The sequence below is a fragment of the Anaerohalosphaeraceae bacterium genome, assembly GCA_037479115.1.
In the GTDB taxonomy this organism is placed as follows: domain Bacteria; phylum Planctomycetota; class Phycisphaerae; order Sedimentisphaerales; family Anaerohalosphaeraceae; genus JAHDQI01.
In genome coordinates this window covers 65,499-90,095 of record JBBFLK010000007.1, presented here as the reverse complement: position 1 = coordinate 90,095, position 24,597 = coordinate 65,499, and the positions used below count along the sequence as shown (strand labels likewise).

Genomic DNA, 24,597 nt, shown 5'->3' with positions numbered 1-24,597 from the left:
TGTGTTAAAGCAAAAGCATTCCTTGAACGTATCGGCTGATTCCATTCAGATAATCAGCGGGGATTGCTGCAGCAGGTCTTATTGAATGGGAGATTTTTGGATGTCGAGCACTTCCAGATGAAGTTCTCCGCGAGGCACCTGAACGGTTATTCGGCTTCCGACTGTGCTGCCGTTTAATGCCTGACCAACAGGAGAAAGGATGGAAATACTGTCGTCTGTCAGGTCCGAATCATAGGGGCCCAGGAGATGATAAATGTGAATTTTCCCTGTATCGAGGTCTTTGACTTTGACAATTGTGCCGAAGCCCGCATGCTCTGTGGGAATCTGGGTACAGTCAATCGCTTTAGAAAAGTTTAGCTTTCCCCGGATTTCTGCCATACGGCCTTCGATAAAACCCAGCTGCTGACGGCCGTAAATGTATTCTCCATTTTCACGCAGATCCCCCTGAGCTCGTGCCTCTGCGACGCGCTGTCGGACCTCTACGGCCTCCTGCTCCAGATTGCGGAGTTCTTCCCTGAGTTTCTCATATCCTGTTAAGGAAATGGGCATAATATCCGGCATAATCGTCTTTCCTTAAAAAAACTCTTTGAAAACGGCTTCAGATATATATCATTTTTTAGACGTATGTAAAGTCCTCTTTTGCAAATATACGCGGCGGGGGCAATCTTGGCAAAAATTTTGCAAAAAAACATAATATAGACAGGGTATGTCGCATAGTTCCTTTCTATTGATGTTGAAAAGGAGCGGGAAATAAACTAATATCGAAGGCAAAATCCGAAAAAGAAAGGAAGGTCAATGGATACGATTCAAAATACAAAACGCAAAAAGGTTCGTCCGGTGGATTTGACTCTGCCGTATCAGGTGGCGGATATCTCGCTGGCGGATTTAGGAAGGCGGGAGATGAAACTGGCCGAAAAGGAAATGCCGGGTCTGATGGCTATCCGGAGGAAATACGGTCCCAGTCAGCCCCTCAAAGGCCTGAAAGTCACCGGCAGCCTTCATATGACAATCCAGACAGCGATGCTGATTGAGACGCTGGAGATTTTGGGGGCGAAGGTCCGGTGGGCTTCCTGCAATATTTTCTCTACGCAGGACCATGCCGCCGCAGCCATCGCCAAAGCTGGCCGCACGGCAGTCTTCGCCTGGAAGGGCGAGACGCTGGAGGATTACTGGTGGTGTACGGAACAGGCCCTTACCTGGCCGGACGGCGGGGGGCCGGACATGATTGTCGATGACGGCGGCGACGCTACATTGATGGTCATACAGGGTATGCGGGTGGAAAAAGACCCTTCTTTGCTCGAACGCACCTACGACAACAAGGAATTCAGCATCATCATGGACCGGCTGGCGGCCTCCTATTCGCAAAATCCAACCAAATGGACGCAGATTGCCGCCAATCTTCGAGGGGTTTCCGAGGAAACCACGACGGGGGTCCATCGGCTTTATCAGCTGCAGGCGGCGGGCGATTTGCCGTTTGCGGCGATTAACGTAAACGACTCGGTCACGAAGTCCAAGTTTGACAACCTGTACGGCTGCCGGGAATCGCTGGCGGACGGCATTAAGCGGGCTACCGGCGTGATGGTAGCCGGCAAAGTGGTTGTCGTCTGCGGCTACGGCGATGTCGGCAAGGGATGCGCCCAGTCCATGCGGGGCTTCGGGGCCCGTGTGCTGATTACGGAAATTGACCCGATTTGCGCCCTGCAGGCGATGATGGAGGGCTACGAGGTCACGACAATGGAGGAGGCCGCCCCAATCGGCGATATCTTCGTGACGGCGACCGGCTGCTGTGATGTGATTACCGGCGCTCATATGGAACGGATGAAGGATGAGGCGATTGTCTGCAATATCGGCCACTTCGACAGTGAAATCCAGATGAGTTATCTGGAGAACAACCCCAAGTGCAAAAAGCAGACGATCAAGCCGCAGGTGGACAAATGGACCCTCGAAAGCGGGCGCTCAATAATTGTGCTGGCGGAGGGGCGTTTGGTGAATCTCGGCTGTGCGGCCGGCCATCCGAGTTTTGTAATGAGCAACAGTTTCACCAATCAGTGCCTGGCCCAGATTATGCTGGCAACAGAGAATCTTAAGCCCGGCGTATATACACTGCCCAAGAAGCTGGATGAAGAGGTGGCGCGGCTTCACGTCGAGGCCCTCGGCGGCAAGATTACCAAACTGACGCCCAAACAGGCCGCCTATCTGGGAGTGCCGGTGGAAGGGCCGTTCAAACCCGAGCATTACCGCTATTGAGAGAACGCTCTCGTATGTGGGAGCATTTTGCCCATCAGGCGGACATCGGCATCCGGGGAATCGGGGCAACGCTTGAAGAGGCCTTTGCGGAGGCCGCGTATGCTCTGATGGCCGTCATGTGCAATCCGCAGAAGGTTCGCCCTCTGGAGCCGGTGTCGGTTTCGGTGCAGATGGACGACAGAGAGCTGCTTTTGGCTGAATGGCTCAATCAGATTTTGTATGAGGCGGATACGCGAAAGATGTTTTTTTCCCGCTTTGAGGTGACGATTTCCGGCGATACGCTCTCGGGCATGCTGTGGGGCGAGCGGATGGACCCGGTCCGGCACGAAGCGGCCGTCGAGGCCAAGGCGGCTACATATCAGATGCTGAAGGTAGCCTTCGAGGATGGGCGATGGATTGCCCAGTGTGTCGTAGATGTTTGAGGAGTGTTTATGGACCGCAAACTGGTCAAGCGCAGGGATGAATACCGCTGGCTGATCGAACGAACGGGCAAAATGCATGTGGACGGCCTGATTTTTGCCTCCGAATCGCTGATTGCCGAGATGGACGACATGGTGGCCCGTCAGGTGGCCAATGTGGCCTGTCTGCCCGGGATTGTCGGGTTTTCCTATGCGATGCCCGACGCTCACTGGGGCTACGGCTTCTGCATCGGCGGTGTAGCGGCCTTTGACCCGGACAAGGGCGGGGTCATCTCCGCCGGCGGCGTTGGATTTGATATTGCCTGCGGCGTGCGGACGATGCATACGGGCCTGAAGGAGAAGGATTTTCTCCCGCATCGCGAGCGCATTGCGGACGCTCTCTTTCGCCATATCCCCGCCGGCGTCGGCAGCACCGGAAAAATCGCCCTTTCCATCCCCAAACTGGACGAGGTGCTGGCGGGCGGGGCGGTTTGGGCCGTTCAGCAGGGCTTCGGCACAGCCGAAGACCTTCGCTTTATCGAATCCGGAGGCCGCATCGCCGGAGCCGACCCTTCCAAGGTCTCGGACGAGGCCAAGAAACGCCAGCGGGAGGAGATGGGTACGCTCGGTTCCGGCAACCATTATCTGGAGATTCAGAAGGTCGAGGAAATCTATGACCCCCAAACCGCCGCGGCTTTTGGGCTGGAGGAGGGCGACATCAAAATCAGCATTCACTGCGGCTCGCGTGGGCTGGGGCATCAAATCGGTACGGATTATCTGAAAAAGATGGCAACGGCGGCCCGCGAAGCGGGAATCGAGCTGGCCGAGCGGGAACTGGCCTGTGCTCCGCTGAAGTCTGAAGTCGGACGCAGTTATCTGGGGGCGATGCGCAGCGGCATCAACTGTGCTCTGGCCAATCGCCAGATTTTGATGCATCTGGTTCGGGAGGTTTTCGAAAAAGAAATACCCGGTTCGCAAATCCGTCTTCTCTACGATGTTTCGCACAATACCTGTCAGGAGGAGGAACACGAAATCGACGGTCGGCCGTGCCGTCTTTTCGTCCACCGAAAGGGGGCAACCCGTGCCTGGGGACCGGGGCATCCGGGTCTTCCGACGGAGTATCGTTCGGTCGGTCAGCCCGTTCTCATCGGCGGAACGATGGGCACCGCTTCCTTTATCCTGGTCGGCACCAAAGAGGCCGAGTCGCTCTCGCTCAGCTCCTCCTGCCACGGGGCAGGACGCCAGATGAGCCGCACCGCCGCCACCAAGCGCTGGCACGGCAAGGAAATTATCCGAACTCTTCAGGGGCGGGGAATCCTGATTCGAAGTGCTTCGATGCGGGGGCTGGCCGAAGAGGCCCCGGGGGCCTACAAAGATGTCAGCGAAGTGGTCGAAGTTTCCGACAAGGCCGGTTTGGCCCGAAAGGTCGCCAAATTAGTCCCTCTGGTCTGCATCAAGGGCTGATTAGAGAACGGCTCCGAGGAACAGCAGAAGCATTGCAGCGGCAATGAGGGCCATACTGATTTGCAGCCCCAGCTGATAGCGCCGCATGGCCGGATGGACCTCTTCGAATTCGTAATACGTTTCCTCAATTTCCTTCCACGTCGGTTTCAGTTTTATCCGCACATAAAGAAAAGCGGCCAGCCCTGCCGTAAAAAGCAGTCCGCCTGCCGCAATCAGGAGAATTCTTATAAATCCGCTCATCCCTCCATCTTATCCTGTTGCGTTCTTTTCGAAAAGGGATTTACAGACGGGAAAAAACAGATAAACTGGCTTGCGGTTCAGACAGGACAAGAGGAAAAATCGAATGGAACAGGAAGAAGAACTCAAGTCCATGAGTTTAGGCGATCACCTCGAGGAGCTTCGGGCGCGGCTTATTCTGGCTATTTTGGGGCTGGCCGTCGGGCTGGGTATCGCTCTGTTTTGGGGAAGGGACTTTCTTCATCTGATTCTCTTTCCTTTTGAACAGGCGATGAAGCAATCCAATCAGGAGCCGTTGCTGCAGGCCATCAAGGTGGCGGAGCCGTTTTTGATTTATCTGAAGGCCTCTCTTGTACTGGGAATTCTTTTGTCGTCTCCGTGGGTCTTTTATCAAATCTGGGCCTTTGTATCCGCTGGACTCTACCGCCGTGAACGGCGATACGTCTATGTGGTTGCCCCCATCAGTGTGCTGCTGTTTATCAGCGGCGTGCTGTTCTTTCTGCTGATTGTCGCTCCGATTGCCTTAAAGTTCTTCGTCCAGTTTAATGCCGGTGTGGAGTATATTCGGTATCAGCCCTCTCTGTCGGATTATGTCTCCTTTGTTCTGATGCTTTCAGTGATCTTCGGACTGACCTTTCAGACCCCGATTTTTATCGTTTTTGCGGAGCGGATGGGTTTGATTCGTCTGGAGTCGCTTCGGAAAATCCGCCGCTATGTCTTTCTGGCTTCTTTTATCATCGGGGCCTTTGCGACTCCGCCGGATGTGATTACTCAAATTGCGCTGGCTGTGCCGCTTTATCTGCTTTATGAGGCCAGTCTTCTGGTCTGCCGCTTCTGGAGACGGAAAGAATAAAAAAGGTCCTTACTTTCCGCTTCGGACATCTCCAGACGCCCGGAGATTATTGCGGGGGATTTTTCGTCATATTTTTTTCGGCAGCCTTCTCCGATTCTTCCAGGGCTTTGTGAATTTCGTTCTCGGATTCCTTGATGCCTTTCTTGAATTCCGTAATGCTTTTTCCGAGACTTCGTGCAATCTCCGGCAGCCGCCTGCCGAACAGGAGCACTGCAATAATCAAGATGACCACCCACTCCCACTGGCCGGTTAAAAAAGCCATGGTTTGCATAGACAATCCTTTCTTTTGGTTCTCAAAAATAACCCGGAAAAATCATTCTATCGGAAATAAAAAAAAGGTCAAGGAAGGATTCGAAAGAATACCGGTTTGATGCAAAGGTATATCTGCAATCCTGTCTGTATTTTTATGAACCCTTTTCTATTTCAATAGAAGAGATTATAATCAGTTTTTGATTGTAATGTCTATATGTTCCGGGAAAATGAGGTTTTTTATGATACAACATGCCGCAATCCGTTTGCTTCTGCTGGTTTGGGCTGCCGGCATCGCTGCACCTGCAGGATGCAAAAAGCAGTCTCCTGCAAAGTCTCCGCAACCCGCTCCGCCGGCCCCTGTCTCTTCCGACAGCCCCACCGATATGAATGCACCCAGAGAAAATCCTCCGACCAATTCGCTGTCAGAAACGGCTCATTCCGGTGTCCGCTGGTACACAAATTTTCAGGAAGCACTGGCAGCAGCACAGAAGGAAAACAAGGACTTGCTCATCAATTTTTCCGGTTCGGACTGGTGCATTTTCTGCATCCGGCTGGAAAAGGATGTGTTTGCTCAGGAGGCCTTTGCCAAGGAAGCCGAAAAATATTTTGTCTTTATGCTGGTTGACTTCCCGAGTGACCCGTCCAAACAGTCAGTGGAAATCCGGAGACAAAACCAGCAGCTGGCTCGGCGATACCGTTTTCGGAATCTCTTTCCGACTCTCTATCTGGCCAAGCCGGACGGTACCCCCTATGCGATGGCGGAGTATCAGCAGCTCGGTCCGACCGAATATCTGGATTACCTGCTGAAAATTCGCCGCTATCGGGACCAATAGGAGCTGACGACGATGAAAGCGGTCAGGCTGCTGCTTCTTGGCCTGTTCAGCGGATTCGGCTGCCAGACCCCTCCGGCTGTCCAGAATCCCGCCCCGGCTCCGCTGCCCCGTCTGAAAATCACGGATTTGGCCCCGCGGGAGCAGCCGGCAGTCCAGATGCAGTCGGCTTTTGCCGTAATTATCTGGCGGGTTCCGCTGGAAAAAATGCAGGACCTGCCCCGCATTCTCCCGATGCTGTCCTCCAAAGGAATCACCTTTTCGGACCCTTTGGCCTTTGAATCCAACGGCCTGTGGGCGGCAGCCGGAACGTATGACCTCGCCGAATCCGTCCTCTCGGCCCTCGAGCAAAACGGAGCCAAACGGCTCGGTACAAAAAAGCTGCTGATTTTTCAGGACTATCCCGAAGAAATCACCGGCTTTCCCGTTGAGACCGGACAGACCCTTTTCTATTTTACTTCCGACAGGGTTCCTGCCGGCAAGCAAGTCCCCGCAGGCCGAATGTCTTTGATGCTCCGTGCCAGACCCGATACCCCTCAGCGCGGGTTTGTTTCCGTGCGAATTGAACCTCTTTTTCAGCCTGCATCAGCTGGATTTGGACGAACCGGAATTTCCCTATTTGAAAGCCTGTCATTTCGGGAAGGCCGGCTCCTGACTGCCATGACAGAAGGGGATCTGCTCGTACTGGCTTCGCCCAAACCTGAAGAGATGAGCATCTTCAGCCGGTTCTTTTCGGCCCCATCTGCCAAAGAGCCGGGGGCGCTGCTTTTTTTAATTGTCTGTCAAAAGGCGGGGGACTAAATGTCGGCGGACAGAGCAGGTTTTTCCCAGCAGCCGTCAGCCGCTCCCGACTATACGGTCGTTCTGTGCCGGTGCGGCTCATATGAACCGTCCGAGGTTCGAGAGACCCTCGAGCGGTTTTGGAATCTGGCAGGAGGAATCGGACAATTTGTCCGGCCGTCCGACCGGGTCCTGATAAAACCCAATCTGATTGTCCCGTCGGAACCGGAGAAAGCGGCCCAGACTCATCCGGCCGTCATCGTCACACTGGCTCAAATGATAAAAGAGGCGGGGGCAAAACCAATGGTCGGAGATTCTCCCGCCTGGGGCGATGTCCGCGCGTGCCTGAAGGCCCTGCAAATCGATACTGTGCTCGATGCGATGCAGGTGCCGATGGTGCAGCTGGATAAGGCCGTGCGAGTGAAGATAGACGGGGCAAGCGTTGGGATAAGCCGCGCTGCTCTCGAGGCGGATGTTATTCTCAATGTCCCCAAATTCAAAATGCACCAGCAGCTGGGGGCGACCTTTGCCGTCAAAAATATGTTCGGCTGCGTCGTCGGGAAAGAAAAACCCCTCTGGCATTTTCTCCGCGGAGGCGATGCAGAGGCCTTCTGCCGGCTGCTGCTCGGGATTTACCGGTACCTGGCGCCGGCAGTCAATCTGGTGGATGCTGTCGTTGCGATGGAAGGGCAGGGGCCTATCAGCGGAAGTCCCCGGCATCTGGGATACTTTATCGGAGGCACGGACCCAATCGCCTGCGAATATGCCTGCTGTCGGCTGGTCGGGCTGGAGCCGATGTCTCTGCCGATTCTTCGCACCGCCGCCGTGATGAGTTTCGGCTGTCCGTCGCCGGAGAAGATGACGGTGCTGGGGGACCCTCTGCCCGTCAAGCCCTGTCCGGATTTTCGCTTTGCTCAGCAGACGCCGCTCCGCTTTACTCTTCCCCGAATCTGCAAAAGCGTAGCCAAACAGGCCCTGATTCTGGTTAAAAACCGCCTCCGCTGAATTCTGTTTTTTGCTTCGTATAAGCTGATTTGGAAAGTTTCTGTCTGTTTAGAGATTCCGGTTTTTTCCAAACGCTTCATCAAGGGCATCAGTAAGCAGTTCGGCCTGCCACGGAGCCAGCAGATTGGATTGAATAATTTTTTCCGGTGTATCCAGCCTCCGCAGGACAATGCTGGTGAGGGTCGCCTTCGGGGCAATCCACTGCGGCGGCAGATTCAGCGACGCACCAATCTGAACAACCTTTTTTCGAAGCGTTTCAATCTGATTTTGCTGTTCGAAACTGGGCTGATGCCCGGTTTGAGGCCGTTTGCGGTCCGGCCACTGCGCCGGCGGAGTTTGTGAGGCCCTCTCGATGGCTTTTTTCAGCGAGGCCAGCCGTTCGCCCCGACAGCTTCGCGGAAGCCGATGCGGGTCAATCTCTATCCCTTTCTTTTGCGCAGCCGCCCAGACGGAAAGTGCCAGCATCTGTTTCGGATACAAAATCCGAAAAGGCGGGACATCGGCTTTTTGGGCCTCTTTTTCCCGCCAGTGCCACAGTTCCCTCACAAAAGCCATCTCTTTGGGGCGGAGCCGGCTGACTCCGGCTATCCGCCAGATTTCGTCCGGGTCATGGTTGTTTTTTGCCGGCAAAAGGGCCGAACGAACGGACCAGCGGCAGCTCTGCCGATGCCATTCGAGCCGTCCCAGTTCAGTCAGTTTCTCAGCCAGTATATCCGCCAGTTTCAGCAGATGCCGTGTGTCATCCAGAGCATATTTCAGAAGCTCTTCCGATAACGGACGTTTTGACCAGTCGGCCCGCTGATTTTTCTTGTGTACCTGGACCCCCAAAAAGTCAGCCAGCAAATCCGAAAGACCAACTCGTTCCAGCCCAATCAGCCGAGCCGCCAGCATCGTATCAAATATCTCTCCTTTTGGTTCAAAACCAAACGAGGCCTTCAGCATCCGTAAATCATAGCCGGCATCATGAAGTACAAGATTCTTTCGACACAGAATCTCGAAAAATTCCTTTAGATTCAGGCCGCCAAACGGGTCAATGATAAAATGGGCATCTTCCGTAGAAAGCTGAATCAAACAGACTTTCGGATAGTAATGATGATAGCTGTCCGCTTCAGTATCCAACGCAAGACGATTGGCGTTTTGGATATGCTCAAGCAGGTTTGGAAGTGCTTGCGCATTTTGAACATACTCAAAGCCGGATGTCTGCTGTGCTTCCAAGAGCAGCTCAATATCTTTTATTGCAGTTGTTCAATCCATTCTTTCTTTAAAGCGGCAATTTTGAATGAAATTGTAGATTGATGGACAGCCCTTGTCAAGAATCGGCATTTCAATTGACAGAATCCGTCAAACCCGCTACCGTAAGGAGAGCACAGTGAGAACAGGATGAATGAAGACCGGATTATAATTCTCGGAATTGAAACAAGTTGCGATGAAACCGCCGCCGCGGTTGTCGCCGACGGTCATACCATTCTTTCCTCTGTGATTGCTTCTCAGACCCATCTTCACAGCCGATACGGCGGTGTTGTGCCGGAAGTGGCATCGCGTGCCCATGTCGAACACATTCTGCCGGTTGTGTCGGAAGCCGTTGAATCCGCAAGGGTTACAGCAGATGAAATTTCGGCTGTGGCCGTCGCCAACCAGCCCGGCCTATCTATCGCCCTGATGGTCGGGGTGACAGCCGCCAAGGCCCTCGCCTGGGCCTGGGGCAAACCCCTTGTCGCCGTCAACCATGTCGAAGCCCACTTGCAATCCGCCCTGATAGGCCAAAATGAACTGGAATGTCCTGCCGTTGCCCTGATTGTTTCCGGCGGACATACCCTCTTGTACGAAGTCCGTTCCTGTCTTGACCTGCGGCTTTTAGGGACAACCATTGACGATGCCGCCGGCGAAGCGTTTGATAAAGTCGCGTCAATTCTGAACTTAGGTTATCCCGGCGGACCGGCAATTGAAACAATCGCCCGTGATGGCAATCCGAGGGCTGTTCCGTTTCCCCGCTCTTTGATGGACAAAGATTCGCTCGATTTCTCTTTCAGCGGCCTAAAAACCGCTGTGCTTTATCATTGTCAGGGACAGGATATGAAGGGGCCAAACCGAGCTCCTCAAATGGGCAGACAGGAACTGGCGGATATTGCTGCATCCTTCCAGGCCGCCGTCATCGACGTGCTGGTTGAAAAAACCCGACGTGCAGCAGAGCAGGTGGGAGCCCGGACGGTCCTGCTCGGCGGCGGCGTAGCCGCCAATTATGCCTTGCGAACCGCTCTGGAACATTTCTGTCGCCGTCGCGGATTGACCTTCTCCGTTGCGGCCAAATCCCTCTGTACGGACAATGCCGCGATGGTGGCTTCGCTGGCTTATCCCAAATACAAAGCCGGCCTTTTCGCTGATTTAACACTGGAACCCAAAGCATCTCTGGAATAACCATGGACGTCAAAACATTAGAGGCACTGCTGGAAGAGGTAAAAGCCGGGAGGATGTCGATTCACGAAGCCGTCGAAAAGCTGCGCCGGCTCCCTTTTGAAAACATTGAAATAGCACGGATTGACCATCACCGGCAAATCCGCTGCGGATTTCCGGAAGTGATTTTCTGCCTTTTTAAGACCCCGGAGCAGGTTCGTGAAATCTTTTTAAGAATGGCCCAAACCGGACACAATGTCCTGGCCACACGGGCTTCGCCGGAGGCCTTTGCCGCTGTTAAAGAGGTGATTTCCCACCCGGGCCTTTCCTATGACAGCCAGGCCAAAACAATCGTTCTCATACAGAAGCCGATTCGTTGGCGTCCGGGCTATATTGCGGTGGTTACGGCCGGCACGGCGGATTTGCCGACAGCTTCCGAAGCCCGGATAACGGCGGAACTGTTCGGCAGCCGGGTCAAACTCTTCTGTGATGTCGGCGTGGCCGGTCTGCACCGTCTGCTGGGCTGCATCGAGGAGATTCGCCGGGCGGATGTGATTCTTGTCGTGGCCGGTATGGAAGGGGCCTTGCCCAGTGTGGTCGGGGGACTGGTCGATTCCCCGGTTATCGCCGTGCCTACCCGCGTCGGCTATGGGGCGAATTTTGAAGGACTGTCGGCCCTCCTGACGATGTTAAACAGTTGTGCGGCAGGCATTACCGTCGTAAATATTGATAACGGCTTTGGGGCTGCTGTGGCGGCCTGTCTGATGCATCGCAAGATCAGGCCCGATGGAGCAGGCAATGAAACAGACCAGCAGAATACCCATTCTGGCCCCGCGGCCCCGTGATGGACACAAAGGAACCTTTGGAAAGGTTCTCATCGTCGGCGGATCTGTGGGCTTCAGTGGTGCGCCGGTTCTGGCGGCAAAAGCCGCTCTCCGCAGCGGTTCAGGCCTGGTTCGTGTTGCCGTCCCGAAATCCATCCAGCCTACAGCGGCCGGCCTGGATCCCTGTTATACAACGATTGGGTTGCCGGAAGACTCTTTGGGCCGCATGGATGCATCTGCGGCGGCACTTCTCACTCGTATTAAAGGTGAAAATGATGTGATTTGTTTCGGTCCCGGTGCCGGAACAGGGGCCGGAACCAGGGAAGTTCTCCTCCATCTGCTTGCCGATTCGGATACGCGTTTGATTATCGATGCGGACGGATTGAATATCCTGGCATCGGCCGGCGATTGGCCGGCCAAAGCCAAGGCGTCTATTATCCTTACTCCGCATCCCGGAGAATTCGCCCGCCTCTGGAAAGGGCTCTTTCGAGAACCGATACCGTCTGAACGCGTCGAACAGGCCGCCCAAATGGCCCGGCGCGTCGGGGGTACAGTGGTGCTCAAAGGGGCGGGAACTGTTGTAGCCGATTCAGAACAATTCTATATCAATCCAACCGGCAATCCCGGAATGGCAACAGCCGGCTCCGGAGATGTTTTAAGCGGCATCATTACGGCCCTGGCAGGGCAGGGGTTGAATAATTTTGACGCAGCGGTCCTGGCGGTGTACGTCCACGGTTTAGCCGGCGATTTGGCCGCACAGCAAAAAGGCGAAATCTCCCTGACAGCCCTGGACTTAATCGATTTTCTTCCTTCTGCCTTTCAGGTTTATCTCCAGAAGCAATCCCAATGAATGTCGAATACATAACCGACCGGCAGCTGTATGAAAAAATCCTGATGGAAAGAGTGCCTCATGCAAAATCGTTTCTTTGGATGGGCACCAGCGACCTGAAAGATTTACATGTTTTATCGCGCGGCAAATGGGTTCCTTTCCTGAAGATTCTCGCCGAGCTGGCTCACAAACGAGTCTCAATCCGTCTTCTGCATGCCAAAGAACCCGGCAAAAGATTTCAGATGGATTTCGACCGTTATCCGCTGCTTCTGCAGGGAATGGAAAAAATGCTTTGCCCGAGGGTTCATTTTAAAATGGTGATTGTAGATGGAGTTTTTGGATATTGCGGAAGTGCCAATTTGACCGGGGCCGGGATGGGCGGCAAAGCGGATAATCGGCGCAATTTCGAAAATGGAATCATTACAACCGACCCGGGATTATTGGAAAAAATGATGGAGCAATTCGACCGGGTCTGGCGGGGGGATTTTTGTTCGGACTGCGGTCGGAAAGATTTTTGCACCGAATTCCCGGAAATGATGAATTTTCCGTTGAAAAGAAAAGAATATTAAATGTGGAGATTGACGACACAATATTCTAATTATTATTTTTCTGAACTTTCCTTGTCATCTATCCGATAAAAAATAAGAAAAGGGCATGCAGGGAGAATACGGAATTTTCCGATGATTATTTCAGTAAAAATATGGATATTTTCTTTTTAAGCTCTTGAACTTATTTCGTATGGTTTACAAGGGGAGAACCAAGGATAGGAAAGGCAGAAACGAGGTGAAGCAATGAATCAGCGTCCGACGATTGTTCATATCACCCACGAAGCAATTGGGAAAATCGGAGGAATCGGGGCCGTATTGGAAGGCCTGTTTACCAGTCAAAATTATCTGAATGCCGCCGGAAGAACGATTCTCATCAGCCCGCTGTTTTTCCGCGATGAAGGGGCCGATTCCCGTTTGGGACCGGGAGGGGAAGTCCTTTATTCGTCTTTGGACGGACGAATCCGCAGCAGCTATGCCGCCGGATTTCAGCGCATTGAAGACCAGTTCAATGTGGATATTGTTTACGGCCGGCGGATATTTTTTGACCCTATGACGCACATCAAAAGTACGCCGGAGGTCATCCTGATTGATGTTACACGAATGGATCCAAATCCGGTCAATCAGTTCAAAGGGGCTTTATTCCGCGAATTCGGCATCCGAAGCGATTTATACGAAAATCTATGGGAATACGAGCAGTACGTGCGTCTGGCGCTTCCCGCCATTGAGGCCCTCCGTGTTGTCGGAGCCACAGAAAAAGACATTCCGACTGTGCTGGTGGCCCATGAATTTATGGGGATTCCGACGGCGCTGGCCGGCATTCTGGACTCGTATGATTTTAAAACGGTCTTTTATGCCCACGAAGTTGCTCCGATGCGTCGAATCGTCGAAGGCCACAGCGGTCACGATACCATGTTTTACAATGTCCTCCGCAAGGCCCGCGAGCAGGATTTGTATGTCAACGACGTTTTTGGAGACCAGAGCCACTTCTTCAAATACGCCCTCGTGGAGGCCTCCCGTCATTGCGACAACATCCTGGCTGTCGGCGATTCGGTCGTGGAGGAGCTGCGGTTTTTGGCACCGGAGTTCAACCTGGCCGATATTGATTTGACTTACAACGGCATACCGGCCTATCAAATCGGCCTGGCGGAAAAATATGAATCCCGCAACCGCCTGCGTCAGTATTGCGAAAATCTTCTCGGCTGGAAGCCCGATTTTATTTTTACGCATGTGACACGCCTGGTCATCAGCAAAGGGCTCTGGAGAGACCTGCGGGTGCTGGAGCATCTGGACCGGGAATTCCGAACACAGAACAAAACCGGCGTTCTGATTGTGCTCAGTACGGAAACCCACAAGCGGCGAGACCGGGATATTTACCAGATGGAAGCGGACTACCACTGGCCCGCGGCTCATCGCGAGGGGATGCCGGACCTGTCCGGCGGCGAAGCGGCCTTTTATGCGGGGGTCCAGGAATTTAACCTGCGGAGCCGCAATATCAAGGTGATTTTCATCAACCAGTTCGGATTCAACCGGCAGTGCTGCGGGCACCGGATGCCGTATGATATGGAGTTTATGGATATCCGCAAAGGCACTGATGTCGAGTTCGGCCAGAGCATTTATGAGCCGTTCGGCATCGCACAGCTGGAGCCGCTTTGCTTCGGCGGTTTGTGCGTGGTTACCAGTCTGTGCGGCTGTGCAGGATTCGTCCGGGCGGTCACAGGCGGCCAGAAGGTCCCCAACGTGATCGAAGTAGATTATACAAACCTGAACGGACAGCGCGGAATGGCGCTGGAGGATCTGCTTCAGATTGACCGCGAATTCCGCGACCAGATTGAGTACAAAGTAAGCGAGAAAGTGGCCCTGGAAATCTGCGCGCGGCTGCCCAAAAATGATGAGGAGTTCAATCGGCTGCTTCACAGCGGCTATGAACTGGCCAGCCATATGGGCTGGGAGACTGTCGTAGAGAAATACTTCCTGAGAAGTCTGAACAAAGCCCTGCGCAAACAGCACAGCCAGACCTTTGTCCTGTAAAGGCCTTTTACCCGGCTGAAAAAGAAAATCAGAGTGGGGGAATCACCCCACTCTGAGGACGGTGTCTTAACTTAATAGGTCAGGCCGTACCCATATTCAAACAGGGGCTCATAGGGCACATCGCCGAGATTAATGGGGATTTGATCCATCGATTTAGGCCAGGTAAAGGACAGCTTGCCGGTCGGTTTGTAATCCCCGAAAAGGACATCGGCAATGCCTTGTCCTTCGGTCCCGGGCAGCCAGGCGGCAATCAGCGCGTCCGCCTGCTCCAGAACATCCCCAAGAATCAGGGGTCGGCCCGAAAACAGGATAACGACAATCGGGATTCCGGCTTTTTTCACATTTTCGATGACCCGCTTATCCTCTTGGGAAATTTCCAGGTTGTCTCTGTCTCCATACCCCTCGGCATACGGCTTTTCCCCGATTACGACCACCGCAACATCTGCTCCTTCGGCACGCTTTCCGTCATCAGAATACGTCACGAGGGTTTGTTCGGATACCGTCCGACGGATAGCCGTCAACACGGTCGTTCCGTTGAGGGTGACGGGGCCGCTTTGGCCCTGCCAGGTAATGGTCCAGCCGCCGCATTGATTGCCTAAATTGTCGGCACTTCGTCCGGCCACATGGATTCGAGCCGCTTTTTTAGAAAGAGGCAGCGTCCGATTCTCATTCTTCAGCAAAACGAGTGATTCCCGCACGGCTTGTCGGGCAACCCGTCGATGGGCTTCCGAACCAAATTCCTTCTGCAGACGACGATTGGCCTTCAAAGAGTACCCCTTGTCCATCAGGCCCATGGCGTACTTAACCCGCAGAATCCGACGGACGGCATCGTCAATTCGTGACATTGGAACCGTGCCTTCCTCCACCAGTTCCTTCAAGTAGACAAAGAACTCCCGATATCGGTTCGGTTCCATCGCCATATCCATCCCGGCATTGACGCAGATGCCGATAGCGACTTTGAAATCCGGATGGACCTGATGAATGGCGTTGTAGTCAGAGATTAAAAAGCCCTCAAATCCGAGTTCTTCTTTGAGGACCGTGGTCAGCAGGTATTTGTTGGCGGAACACTTTACGCCGTTCCAGCTGCTGTAGGAAGGCATAATGGTTCCGACTCCGGCCCGGATAGCAGCCGGATAGGGGGCCAGATGGATGCGCCGCAATGTCTCTTCATCCGTTCGGACATCGCCCTGATCCAGCCCTCTGCCGTTTTCAGAAGTGCCGAAGAGGGTTCCGCCGTCTCCGACATAATGTTTCGCACAGGCCAGCACGGAATACGGACTTCGCAGATTATCTCCCTGAAGGCCCCGAACCGCCGCCGCACCCAGCAGGGCACAAAGCTGCGGGTCTTCCGAGAATCCCTCGTATGTGCGTCCCCAGCGTTCATCTCGCGGAACGGCTACACAGGGAGCAAAGGTCCACTGGATGCCGGTTGCTCGTACTTCCCGGGCGGTAATACGTCCGATTTCCCGGACTAATTCCGGATTACGGGTGCATCCGAGACCGATATTGTGCGGGAAGATGACGGCGCCGAGCACGTTGTTATGGCCGTGAACCGCATCGACACCATAAAGAAGGGGGATTTTCAGACGCGTATATTGAGTTCTTTTCTGAAGCCGTTCATATTTTTCCGTCCAGTATTCCAGCGTGTTTCCCGACGGCGGGTCTGCGTCCCCGCTGCTCAAAATTGAACCCAGATAATAGGTTTCGATGTCAGACTCTTTGAGCAGAGCGGTGCTTTCCGCCTGAATCATCTGGCCGATTTTTTCCTCAAGGGTCATTCGGGCCAGCAGCTGATTGACTTGAGGGTCATAAGAAGACAGCGAACGGGACTTGCCCGAAGAATCAAGACCCAACGTCAAAAATGCAAAAACAAAAGCAATCCCTGCAAAGAATCGACAGCGAGAAATACCCAACTGTTTCATAGAGCAAATCCTTTTCGGTATTCAATGGTTCAGTTTTGACCGTTTCCGCAGCAGCCCCCGGCGTCCCCATAGACAATTTATGGAAGACGGCCGAGCAGTCGGCATTGTAAAGGGCCGCAGGGAGCGAGTAAAGAAGGTTCGAAACAAAAAGACGGTTTGTTTTTGGACGGAAACCGATTTGGCCGAAAGATGCAAAGAATTCTAACTTGTTTTCAGAAAAGACCTTATGAATAATGAAGGCGCTGGGACTCGAACCCAGGACCTACGGCTTAAAAGGCCGTTGCTCTACCGGCTGAGCTACGCCTCCGCCTTCAGAGAGTTTCTGGCCCTCTGAAAAGGCCATAAAACATAACACGAATAGAAAAAATATCAAGAAAAAACGCAAAAAACAAGAAAAGACTTTTGAATAAAAAAAGCCCGCTCCGGATTGAAAGCGGGCTTTTTGGGGACAGAAACGTATTACCGAATATACTCGTTCAGGATATTTTCCAGAAGCTCCTGCCGTCCGGAACGGAGTTTCGGTTCTCCCTTTTCGAGAATGTATTTCTCGAGCTTCACAAAGTCCATCTTGCCTGCCTCGATGGCTCGCCCAAACGGCGTATCCCAGCCGGCATAGCGTTCTTTGATGGCCTTGTCAAACACCTTGTCCTTCATCAGACGAGCGGCAATCTTCAGGCCGCGGGCAAAGGCGTCCATCGCCCCGATATGAGCATAAAAGAGGTCCACATTGTCGATAGACTGCCGACGCACATGGGCGTCAAAATTCAGACCGCCGGTCGTGAATCCGCCCGCCTTCAAAATAATATACATCGCCAGTGTCGTATCATACAAATCAGTCGGGAACTGGTCCGTATCCCAGCCCAGCAGCAGGTCTCCGCGATTGGCATCCACCGACCCGAGCAGGTTGTTGGCGGCACAGAAGGCCAGCTCATGATGGAATGTATGAGCCGCCAGCGTAGCATGGTTGGCCTCGATGTTTAGTTTGAAGTGCTCCACCAGACCGTACTTCTGCAGGAAGGCATAACAGTTGCCCGCATCGAAGTCATACTGGTGCTTGGTCGGTTCCTTCGGTTTGGGCTCAATGTACAGCTGGCCTTTGAAACCGATTTTCTTTTTGTAATCGACCGCCATCTGCAGCAGCAGGGCCATATGGTCCAGCTCCCGCTTCATATCGGTATTCAGCAGTGTGTCATACCCTTCCCGGCCGCCCCAGAAGACGTATCCTGCACCGCCGAGCTCTTTGGTAATTTCCATTGCTTTCTTGATTTGGCTGGCGGCATAGGCAAACACATGCGGGTCCGGATTGGTTCCCGCTCCGGCCATAAACCGCGGATGCGAGAAGGCATTGGTCGTGCCCCAGAGGAGCTTTACGCCCGTATCCGACTGCAGCTTCTTGGCCATCGCCACGATTTTGTCCAGACGCCTGTTCGTTTCGGCCAGATTATCCGCCTCCGGCGCAATATCGCGGTCATGGAAGCACCAGAACTGGACCCCCAGTTTCGTGAAGAATTCAAACGCCGCCTGTAGGGTCTGTTCAGCCCGCTGCATCGGGTCGGAGGCCTTGTTATAGCTGCGGACAATGGTATTCATCCCGAACTGGTCCGCCCCGAGCCCCTTCATCGTATGCCAGTAGCAAACGGCAAAGCGCAGATGCTCGGCCATCGTTTTGCCCATCACCTTTTCTTTGGGATTGTAATGCTTAAACGCCAGAGGATTCTTGGAATCCGGCCCCTCATACACCACCTTTTTGACTTCAGGAAAATACTCCGTCATTGTTTTCCCCTTTCTTTTTTATAGGTTATCCGAGCTGTTTGTGCAGGATATTCCGCCATGCCGCATAGGCCTGACGGCAAGGTTCAGCCTGTGCCGGTTTGGGCTCGATAGTTTCCACCTTTTGGAGGGTCTCAAAGGCCTGGGCAAATGTTTTGTAAATGCCGGCCCCGATTCCGGCGCCGCGGGCGGCTCCCTGCGAACCGTCTGTATTGTACAATTCAACAACGGCTCCGGTCAGGGTCGCAAAAGTCTGGGCAAAAACAGGGCTCAGGAACATATTGGCTTTTCCGGCACGGACTGTGTCCATCCGAATGCCCATATCCTTCATAATTTCCAGTCCGTACTGGAGAGCAAAAACGATTCCTTCCTGTCCGGCCCGCAGCAGATGACCGAGATGATGGCGGTTCAGGTTCAGATTGTGAATTGAAGCCCCGAGATTGCGGTTTTCCAGCGTGCGTTCCGCTCCGTTGCCGTAGGGCAGAATCACCAGCCCTTCGCTGCCGATGGGAACCTGCTCGGCCAGGGCATTCATTTCCGGGTAGTCTCTGCCGGCCGCAACCGTATGTTTGAGCCAGCTGTTCAGGATTCCCGTCCCATTGATGCACAAAAGAACCCCGTTGCGAATCTGCCCAGGGGTATTGTTGACATGGAGAAAGATATTGACGCGGGATTTCGGGTCATAGGCAGGGCGGTCGCTGATGCCGTACACAACCCCGCTGGTGCCCGCCGTAGCCGCAATCTGGCCCGGCTCGAGGACGTTGAGCGACAGGGCATTATTGGGCTGGTCGCCTGCGCGATACGTTACAGGGGTACCGGCTTTCAGCCCCAACTCCGCAGCGGCCTCTTTTGTCAATTCCCCCTGAAGGCCGAACGTCGGCACCAATTCAGGAAGAAAAGAAGGGTCAAATCCGTAATAATCCATCAAAAAATCAGCCGGTGCGGCCTTTGGAAAGTTCCAGAGTATCATCTCCGAAAGTCCGGAGGCCGTCGTGACCGCCCGTCCGGTCATTTTCAGCGCCAGCCAGTCGCCCGGAAGCAGGATTTTCCAGATATTTTTGTAATGGTCGGGTTCATTCTTCATGACCCATTTTAGCTTGCTGGCCGTAAAGTTGCCCGGACAGTTCAGCAGTTCGCGCAGGCAACGCTCCGGCCCGAGGTCTTTGGCGGCCTGATTGCCGATTTCAACGGCCCGGCTGTCGCACCAAATAATCGCGGGACGAATCACACTGCCGGATTTGTCAATACAGACAAGCCCGTGCATCTGGTAGGTGATCCCGACGGCTTTAATATCGGATGGATTAACTCCGGATATTTTTAAAACTTCCGCGGTAGCCGCTTTCAGATTGACCCACCAGTCATGCGGATTCTGCTGGGCCCAGCCGGGCTGAGGAGCTTCGATAGGCATTTCTTTTTTCGGTGCGGCAGCCGAAGCGGCGACTTTCCCGGTTTGGGAATCCAAAAGGGTGGCTTTGATAGAGGAGGTGCCGGAATCATAACCAAGAAGGTACATTGCTTTCTCCCAATATCAGCGTTCAGTAATCGATTACTGAAGCCATTATAGAAACCTTTTGTGCGAGTGCAAGAAGAGTTTTTTCAGAATTTTACGCAAATCTTTTTTCCCACGGCGGCCTGAAGACGGAAACGTGCGCAAAATTGTCTTTTTTTGGGCGCAAGATTGCCTTGTGAAACAGCTAAAACGGAGCGAAAATATAGTAGAAGTTTGATTCAAGATGGGGTTGTTTGACCGGATGGAGAGGAAAAAAAACCAATGAAAGAAACAGTGCTTGTTTTCCTGATAATCGCGTGTGGGGCTGTTTCACACGGAGCAGACGGTTTTGGGCAGAATACAACTGGAGGAGCAGGGGGGACCATTGTTGTTGTATCCACCCCTGCAGATCTGAAGACCTATGCGGAAACCGTCAACACCCCTTATATCATTCAGGTCTCCGGTACATTAGACTTAGCTTCCATTGGGGGCAAAATCAGCATCCAGTCCAACAAAACCATCGAAGGCACAGGGACGAATCCCACAATCATCGGAATGCTCGGCTTTAAGAAGGGCTGTTCGAATGTCATCATTCAGCGGCTGACGATTCGGTGTCCGCAGGGGTACGGGGAAGGCAACGGAATCGCCGTGAAAGAAGATATAACAAATGTGTTCATCACAAAATGCACTATTTATGACTGCTACGACGGTCTGGTGGATATTACACGCCGTTCCGACAATGTCACTGTCTCCTGGTGCAAATTTTATTTTACCCAGCCGATGAACAATCAGCGGGTCAGTCTGGTCGGCAGCAGCGACAGCGCGACGGATGACTACGGCAAGCTCCGCATCACGTTTCATCACAACTGGTTCGGGCCGATGTGTCTGCAGCGAATTCCATCGGTTCGATTCGGAAAAGTGCACCTGTATAATAATTATTATCACTGCACCGGAGTTCAGACTCTCTACGGCGTCTGGGCGAGACTGTATTCCGAATGTCTCATTGAAAACAACTACTTCAAAGAAGTCAATAATCCTTATTACAATATTGACTACGATGATACGGTAAAAGGCAAAATCGCAGCTTCGGGAAATATTCTGGACAACTGCACCGGCACTGTGCATCCGGGCACGGACAGCGTGTTTGCACCGCCGTATGCTTATACACTGGACGATGCGTTGATGGTTCCGACGATTGTGCAGTGGGGGGCCGGCGCCGACGGCAAAGACGGCTATCCGCCTCACTGGATGTTCGGGATGTATGGGGATTTTGATTTGAATGGATGGGTCGATTACAATGATTTTGCGGTCTTTGCAGGGCTTTGGAAGGCCGTCAGCGGCATCGAAAACGCAGACTACTATCCGAACGGCATTGTTGATTTGGAAGAACTGGCTCTCTTTGTGAGCAATTGGCTTTATGTCCCTCCGGATACAACCCCGCCGGCCGCTCCGGCGAATTTGCGGGCTCTGGGGCAAAATGCCCAGGTCTTCCTGCAGTGGGACGATAATTCGGAATCGGACCTGGCCGGATACAATGTGTACCGTTCCACAGTTTCGGGTTCCGGTTATACAAAAGTCAACAGCTCTCTCCTGTCTATGTCGGAATTCACGGATTCCGCAGCCGTCAACGGGACTATGTATTATTATGTCGTCACAGCGGTTGATAGAAGCTCGAACGAATCCGTCTATTCCGTGCAGGCCTGTGCCGTTCCTCAAACCGGCGAAGTGAATATTCTCCTTCAGGAGGATGCCGTCGGCTTCTGCCGCGTGGACGGGATAGTCGATTACGGCAAGCATCCCGGATTCACCGGAGTCGGTTTTCTGGATACCACCAACGCCGCCGGAGCCGGCATCAACTGGAAAATTCGTCTCATCCAGCCCGGCACCTATACCTTCCTTTGGCGCTTTGCCAACGGCGCCTCCGACCGAACAGCTCGTCTGCTGGTCAACGGGGGCGAAGCGGTCTCCTCCATCAATTTTCCGGCCACCGGGGCCTGGAGCAGCTGGGCTTATCAGAGTGTGAGCGTGCCGATGACGGCCGGACTGAAAGACATCCGCCTCGAAGCAACCAACAGTGCCGGCTGTGCCAATATTGATTACCTTCAGGTCATCGGGCCGGCCCCGGAAATCGCCGTCTGCGATTAAGAGATAGAGCCCGCATAACAAAGAGTTTTGAGGGGCCTATAAAAGTCTATTTTGTCTTTTTTTAGAAAAAAAAAGAATCTCTGCAAAACCCCTTTTTTCATTTCCCTGCAGGATTTCTTTATTTTCGGGATATTATCGGAATAAATTAGGTCCTCCATTTCCGGTGCCTCTGTTTTGTCGCTCTCGGTGAAGTGAAGGTCTTTGTCGGCCGACATAAAAGCGTAAATCTCTTTCCCAAAATCGGTTAGTGAAAATAAGGAGTCAGCCGATGCCGAGAGCGGATGCAAAAATACGGGGGACTTATGGAGGGTTTTTCTGCCTTTTTGCCGCGGTTCTTTTTGCTCAGAATCCGTCCGGAAACGACCTTTTTGACATGTCGCTGGACGAATTGATGAACATCGAACTTTTTGTACCCGGCTCCATTACTGAAAAGGACCCCTTCAGAGTTCCGGCCAGTGTAACGATCATCACCGCCGAAGACATTGCCCGTACGCCGGCCCGCAATCTGCTCGACCTGATTGAAATCTATGTGCCCGGCGCCCTGTACATGAACCACAGCATCGGGCCTGTGCCGGGTATCCGCGGCATTATTGCCGATCGGCCCTACAAATTCCTCGTGAATGTCAACGGAATCAATGTAAACATCAAGGCCCATTACGGGGCTCGTCTGGAGCTGCTCAACTGGGATTTGGGCGATATTGAACGAGTGGAAATCATCCGCGGGCCGGGGTCGGTGACTTACGGACCGGGAGCCATCGGCGGGGTCATCAATATCACCACAAAAAAGGCGAAAGACCACCCGGGACTGCAATTGGCCGGAAAATTCTGGGATAAATACGACAGCATCGGCAACTCCATCAGTTACGGATACAACACAGAAAAGGTTTCACTTTATTCCTATTTGAGTATTACGGATACCGCCGGGATTACCCCCGACCTCTTCGGCGTAGAAAATACCGCACGAAGCGGCTATGTAAAAGGATATCCTACTTCTCCCTACCGGCCTCGCCCGCCGTTTACGTATATGACAGACTTCTTCAATGAACCCCAAATCAAAGCCCACGTGGATTTCAACTTCTGGGAAAACTGGCGGTTCTGGGCACGCTATACAAACACCTCTTCGGAACTGGCACAGGGCTCGGGGACCAAATATCTTATCGACGGCAAATACAGAGACTTCCGCCAGGCCCGCTACCGCTATTTCCAGACGGCCCTCGAAAACACGGCCCAGTTAACAGACGAGCTAACCCTGAAATCCACATTCGGTCTGAGCTCCATTGATGTCCATAATATAGAAAAATGGGGGGCAACCATTAACAATCACAAGGACAATCTGAGAAACATCAAATGGATTTGGTCGGAGTGGGAATACTATACCCGCTTTATGCTGAATTATGAACCGGACAAAGACTGGCTCAAAGCAGCCGTAGGATTTGAAGCCAGCTACGATTTGATTCGCCCCGGCTGGGGCAAAGACAAAGACGACGGTCTGCGTCTGGCTGACGGAATTATCAGCGGCCCGACCTCAGACGCCTACGGAACCGGAGACGGACAGATTAACAGTTCCAGCGACCGTTATTTCCCCGTCGGGGAAGGATGGGAAACCGGAAGCTATGCCTTTCTCGGCGAAGTCAATCTGAAACACAGTCAACGGATGAGCACCCTGTGGTCGGCCCGACTGGACAAACACAGTTATACCGACTATATGTTCTCCCCTCGATTCGCCTGGATATACGAGTTGAAAGAAGAAGAGTACCTCAAGTTCATCGCCCAGCGGTCTGTCCGGATGAATACCCAGGAAGAATTGTATATGAGCCACGAGCTCGGCGCGTCCAATAAGCCGGAAAAACTGGATACATTCGAATTGATTTATTCCGGCAAGGGCGGGAAAAACCTTTTTTATCAGGCCTCAACCTTCCTGAATCGAAATGCCGTAATCGCCTGGGACTGGACGACCCGCCGAAGTGCTCCCATCGGAACATTGCGAACCGCCGGTATTGAACTCGAAGCTCAGTACAAAAAAGAAAACTGGAATCTCGGTATCAATCATTCGTTTGTCAAACAGCTGGACTGGCAGCTCGACAAGGGAATGACCGCTTCCGGCATCAGTTATTCGGATTATTATGTCAATGCGGGCTCCGGCGTCATTATCAGGTCCAAAGGAAATGATTTGAACAACTGGTCCAACCATGCAACAAAACTGTTCAGCAATATCCGCTTCTTTGACGGGAAATTGGTTCTCCACGGCAACCTGAAAACTTTCTGGGGATTTGAAGGTGCCCGTGACGGTTTGAATGCCGTAGCGGAAGCCGGCGGGGTGGCGGCAAGAATCCGTGATGTCAAAAAACACAATGCCTATGATATGGAAATGACGGCCAATGTGTCCTTAACTTACCACATCACCAAGGCGGCTGAATTGACCTTTTATGTCCAGAATATCCCTGTGGTTGGAGATAACAAACGCTATTCCTATTCTTCCGGACACAAAAAGAATTATCCCGACCGAACAAGCTGGATTGAAGAACCGACGATGGTCGGTATCCGGTATCAGATTCGATTCTAAACAGAAAGCCCCCGCCGCGGCG

The 24,597-nt window shown here is 53.1% G+C and carries 21 protein-coding genes and 1 tRNA gene; 14 read left to right on the top strand and 8 right to left on the bottom strand.

Annotated features, from left to right (window positions below; all coding sequences use genetic code 11):
* Positions 1 to 78 precede the first annotated feature (78 nt).
* A complete protein-coding gene (gene greA / locus WHS88_05150; GenBank protein MEJ5259560.1) occupies positions 79 to 561 on the bottom strand; it encodes a transcription elongation factor GreA in 483 nt (160 codons plus the stop codon).
* A 234-nt stretch (positions 562 to 795) separates the two neighbouring features.
* Between greA and ahcY the strand changes: the two genes are divergently transcribed.
* The 3 genes from ahcY to WHS88_05135 are packed head-to-tail and all read left to right on the top strand — an operon-like array spanning position 796 to position 4,109.
* Complete coding sequence (gene ahcY / locus WHS88_05145) at positions 796 to 2,247, top strand: adenosylhomocysteinase (GenBank protein ID MEJ5259559.1); 1,452 nt, start codon at positions 796 to 798, stop codon at positions 2,245 to 2,247.
* A 14-nt stretch (positions 2,248 to 2,261) separates the two neighbouring features.
* Positions 2,262 to 2,669 (top strand): archease, encoded by a 408-nt coding sequence (locus WHS88_05140; GenBank protein ID MEJ5259558.1) that lies wholly within the window; start codon positions 2,262 to 2,264, stop codon positions 2,667 to 2,669.
* A 9-nt stretch (positions 2,670 to 2,678) separates the two neighbouring features.
* A complete protein-coding gene (locus WHS88_05135; protein ID MEJ5259557.1) occupies positions 2,679 to 4,109 on the top strand; it encodes an RtcB family protein in 1,431 nt (476 codons plus the stop codon).
* Here the strand turns inward: WHS88_05135 and WHS88_05130 are convergent, their stop codons facing one another.
* A complete protein-coding gene (locus tag WHS88_05130; GenBank protein ID MEJ5259556.1) occupies positions 4,110 to 4,349 on the bottom strand; it encodes a hypothetical protein in 240 nt (79 codons plus the stop codon). It lies immediately after the preceding gene.
* Between the two features lie 103 nt (positions 4,350 to 4,452).
* Here WHS88_05130 and tatC point away from each other — a divergent pair, with 103 nt between their 5' ends.
* Positions 4,453 to 5,199, top strand: coding sequence for a twin-arginine translocase subunit TatC (gene tatC / locus WHS88_05125; GenBank protein MEJ5259555.1), 747 nt, complete (start codon positions 4,453 to 4,455; stop codon positions 5,197 to 5,199).
* A gap of 46 nt (positions 5,200 to 5,245) precedes the next feature.
* Here tatC and tatA read toward each other — a convergent pair whose 3' ends face one another.
* A complete protein-coding gene (gene tatA / locus WHS88_05120) occupies positions 5,246 to 5,470 on the bottom strand; it encodes a twin-arginine translocase TatA/TatE family subunit (GenBank protein ID MEJ5259554.1) in 225 nt (74 codons plus the stop codon).
* 220 nt (positions 5,471 to 5,690) lie between these two features.
* Between tatA and WHS88_05115 the strand changes: the two genes are divergently transcribed.
* The 3 genes from WHS88_05115 to WHS88_05105 are packed head-to-tail and all read left to right on the top strand — an operon-like array spanning position 5,691 to position 8,066.
* Positions 5,691 to 6,284 (top strand): thioredoxin family protein, encoded by a 594-nt coding sequence (locus tag WHS88_05115; protein MEJ5259553.1) that lies wholly within the window; start codon positions 5,691 to 5,693, stop codon positions 6,282 to 6,284.
* Positions 6,285 to 6,296: 12 nt separating this feature from the next.
* Positions 6,297 to 7,082, top strand: coding sequence for a hypothetical protein (locus WHS88_05110; protein MEJ5259552.1), 786 nt, complete (start codon positions 6,297 to 6,299; stop codon positions 7,080 to 7,082).
* The gene (locus tag WHS88_05105; GenBank protein MEJ5259551.1) at positions 7,083 to 8,066 is read left to right on the top strand and encodes a DUF362 domain-containing protein; all 984 of its coding nucleotides are present in this window, start codon (positions 7,083 to 7,085) and stop codon (positions 8,064 to 8,066) included.
* A 48-nt stretch (positions 8,067 to 8,114) separates the two neighbouring features.
* Here WHS88_05105 and WHS88_05100 read toward each other — a convergent pair whose 3' ends face one another.
* Positions 8,115 to 9,281, bottom strand: coding sequence for an HRDC domain-containing protein (locus tag WHS88_05100; GenBank protein ID MEJ5259550.1), 1,167 nt, complete (start codon positions 9,279 to 9,281; stop codon positions 8,115 to 8,117).
* A gap of 165 nt (positions 9,282 to 9,446) precedes the next feature.
* Between WHS88_05100 and tsaD the strand changes: the two genes are divergently transcribed.
* The 5 genes from tsaD (at position 9,447) to WHS88_05075 (ending at position 14,686) form a co-directional block, all read left to right on the top strand.
* Entirely contained in the window at positions 9,447 to 10,481 is a 1,035-nt protein-coding gene (gene tsaD, locus WHS88_05095) for a tRNA (adenosine(37)-N6)-threonylcarbamoyltransferase complex transferase subunit TsaD (protein MEJ5259549.1), read from the top strand.
* Between the two features lie 2 nt (positions 10,482 to 10,483).
* Positions 10,484 to 11,302, top strand: coding sequence for a nickel pincer cofactor biosynthesis protein LarB (gene larB / locus WHS88_05090; protein ID MEJ5259548.1), 819 nt, complete (start codon positions 10,484 to 10,486; stop codon positions 11,300 to 11,302).
* Positions 11,256 to 12,131 carry an NAD(P)H-hydrate dehydratase gene (locus WHS88_05085; GenBank protein MEJ5259547.1) on the top strand — a complete coding sequence of 292 codons (876 nt, stop codon included), beginning with the start codon at positions 11,256 to 11,258 and terminating at the stop codon, positions 12,129 to 12,131. The genes larB and WHS88_05085 overlap by 47 nt, the downstream gene beginning before the upstream one ends.
* Positions 12,128 to 12,679, top strand: a complete 552-nt coding sequence (locus tag WHS88_05080; protein MEJ5259546.1) for a phospholipase D-like domain-containing protein — start codon at positions 12,128 to 12,130, stop codon at positions 12,677 to 12,679. Before WHS88_05085 ends, WHS88_05080 begins: the two co-directional genes overlap by 4 nt.
* Positions 12,680 to 12,901: 222 nt before the next feature.
* Positions 12,902 to 14,686 (top strand): hypothetical protein, encoded by a 1,785-nt coding sequence (locus WHS88_05075; protein MEJ5259545.1) that lies wholly within the window; start codon positions 12,902 to 12,904, stop codon positions 14,684 to 14,686.
* A 71-nt stretch (positions 14,687 to 14,757) separates the two neighbouring features.
* On the opposite strand, the gene WHS88_05070 is transcribed toward WHS88_05075, so the two are convergent.
* The 4 genes from WHS88_05070 to WHS88_05055 form a co-directional block, all read right to left on the bottom strand.
* The gene (locus WHS88_05070) at positions 14,758 to 16,608 is read right to left on the bottom strand and encodes a glycoside hydrolase family 3 N-terminal domain-containing protein (protein ID MEJ5259544.1); all 1,851 of its coding nucleotides are present in this window, start codon (positions 16,606 to 16,608) and stop codon (positions 14,758 to 14,760) included.
* Positions 16,609 to 16,842: 234 nt separating this feature from the next.
* Positions 16,843 to 16,915 (bottom strand) — tRNA-Lys (locus WHS88_05065).
* A 152-nt stretch (positions 16,916 to 17,067) separates the two neighbouring features.
* Positions 17,068 to 18,381, bottom strand: a complete 1,314-nt coding sequence (xylA, locus tag WHS88_05060; GenBank protein ID MEJ5259543.1) for a xylose isomerase — start codon at positions 18,379 to 18,381, stop codon at positions 17,068 to 17,070.
* Positions 18,382 to 18,406: 25 nt separating this feature from the next.
* Entirely contained in the window at positions 18,407 to 19,891 is a 1,485-nt protein-coding gene (locus WHS88_05055; GenBank protein MEJ5259542.1) for an FGGY family carbohydrate kinase, read from the bottom strand.
* 258 nt (positions 19,892 to 20,149) lie between these two features.
* On the opposite strand from WHS88_05055, the gene WHS88_05050 reads away from it, so the two are divergent.
* Both WHS88_05050 and WHS88_05045 read left to right on the top strand, forming a co-directional pair.
* Positions 20,150 to 22,012 (top strand): carbohydrate-binding protein, encoded by a 1,863-nt coding sequence (locus WHS88_05050; GenBank protein ID MEJ5259541.1) that lies wholly within the window; start codon positions 20,150 to 20,152, stop codon positions 22,010 to 22,012.
* Between the two features lie 268 nt (positions 22,013 to 22,280).
* The gene (locus WHS88_05045; protein ID MEJ5259540.1) at positions 22,281 to 24,575 is read left to right on the top strand and encodes a TonB-dependent receptor; all 2,295 of its coding nucleotides are present in this window, start codon (positions 22,281 to 22,283) and stop codon (positions 24,573 to 24,575) included.
* Positions 24,576 to 24,597: the final 22 nt, after the last annotated feature.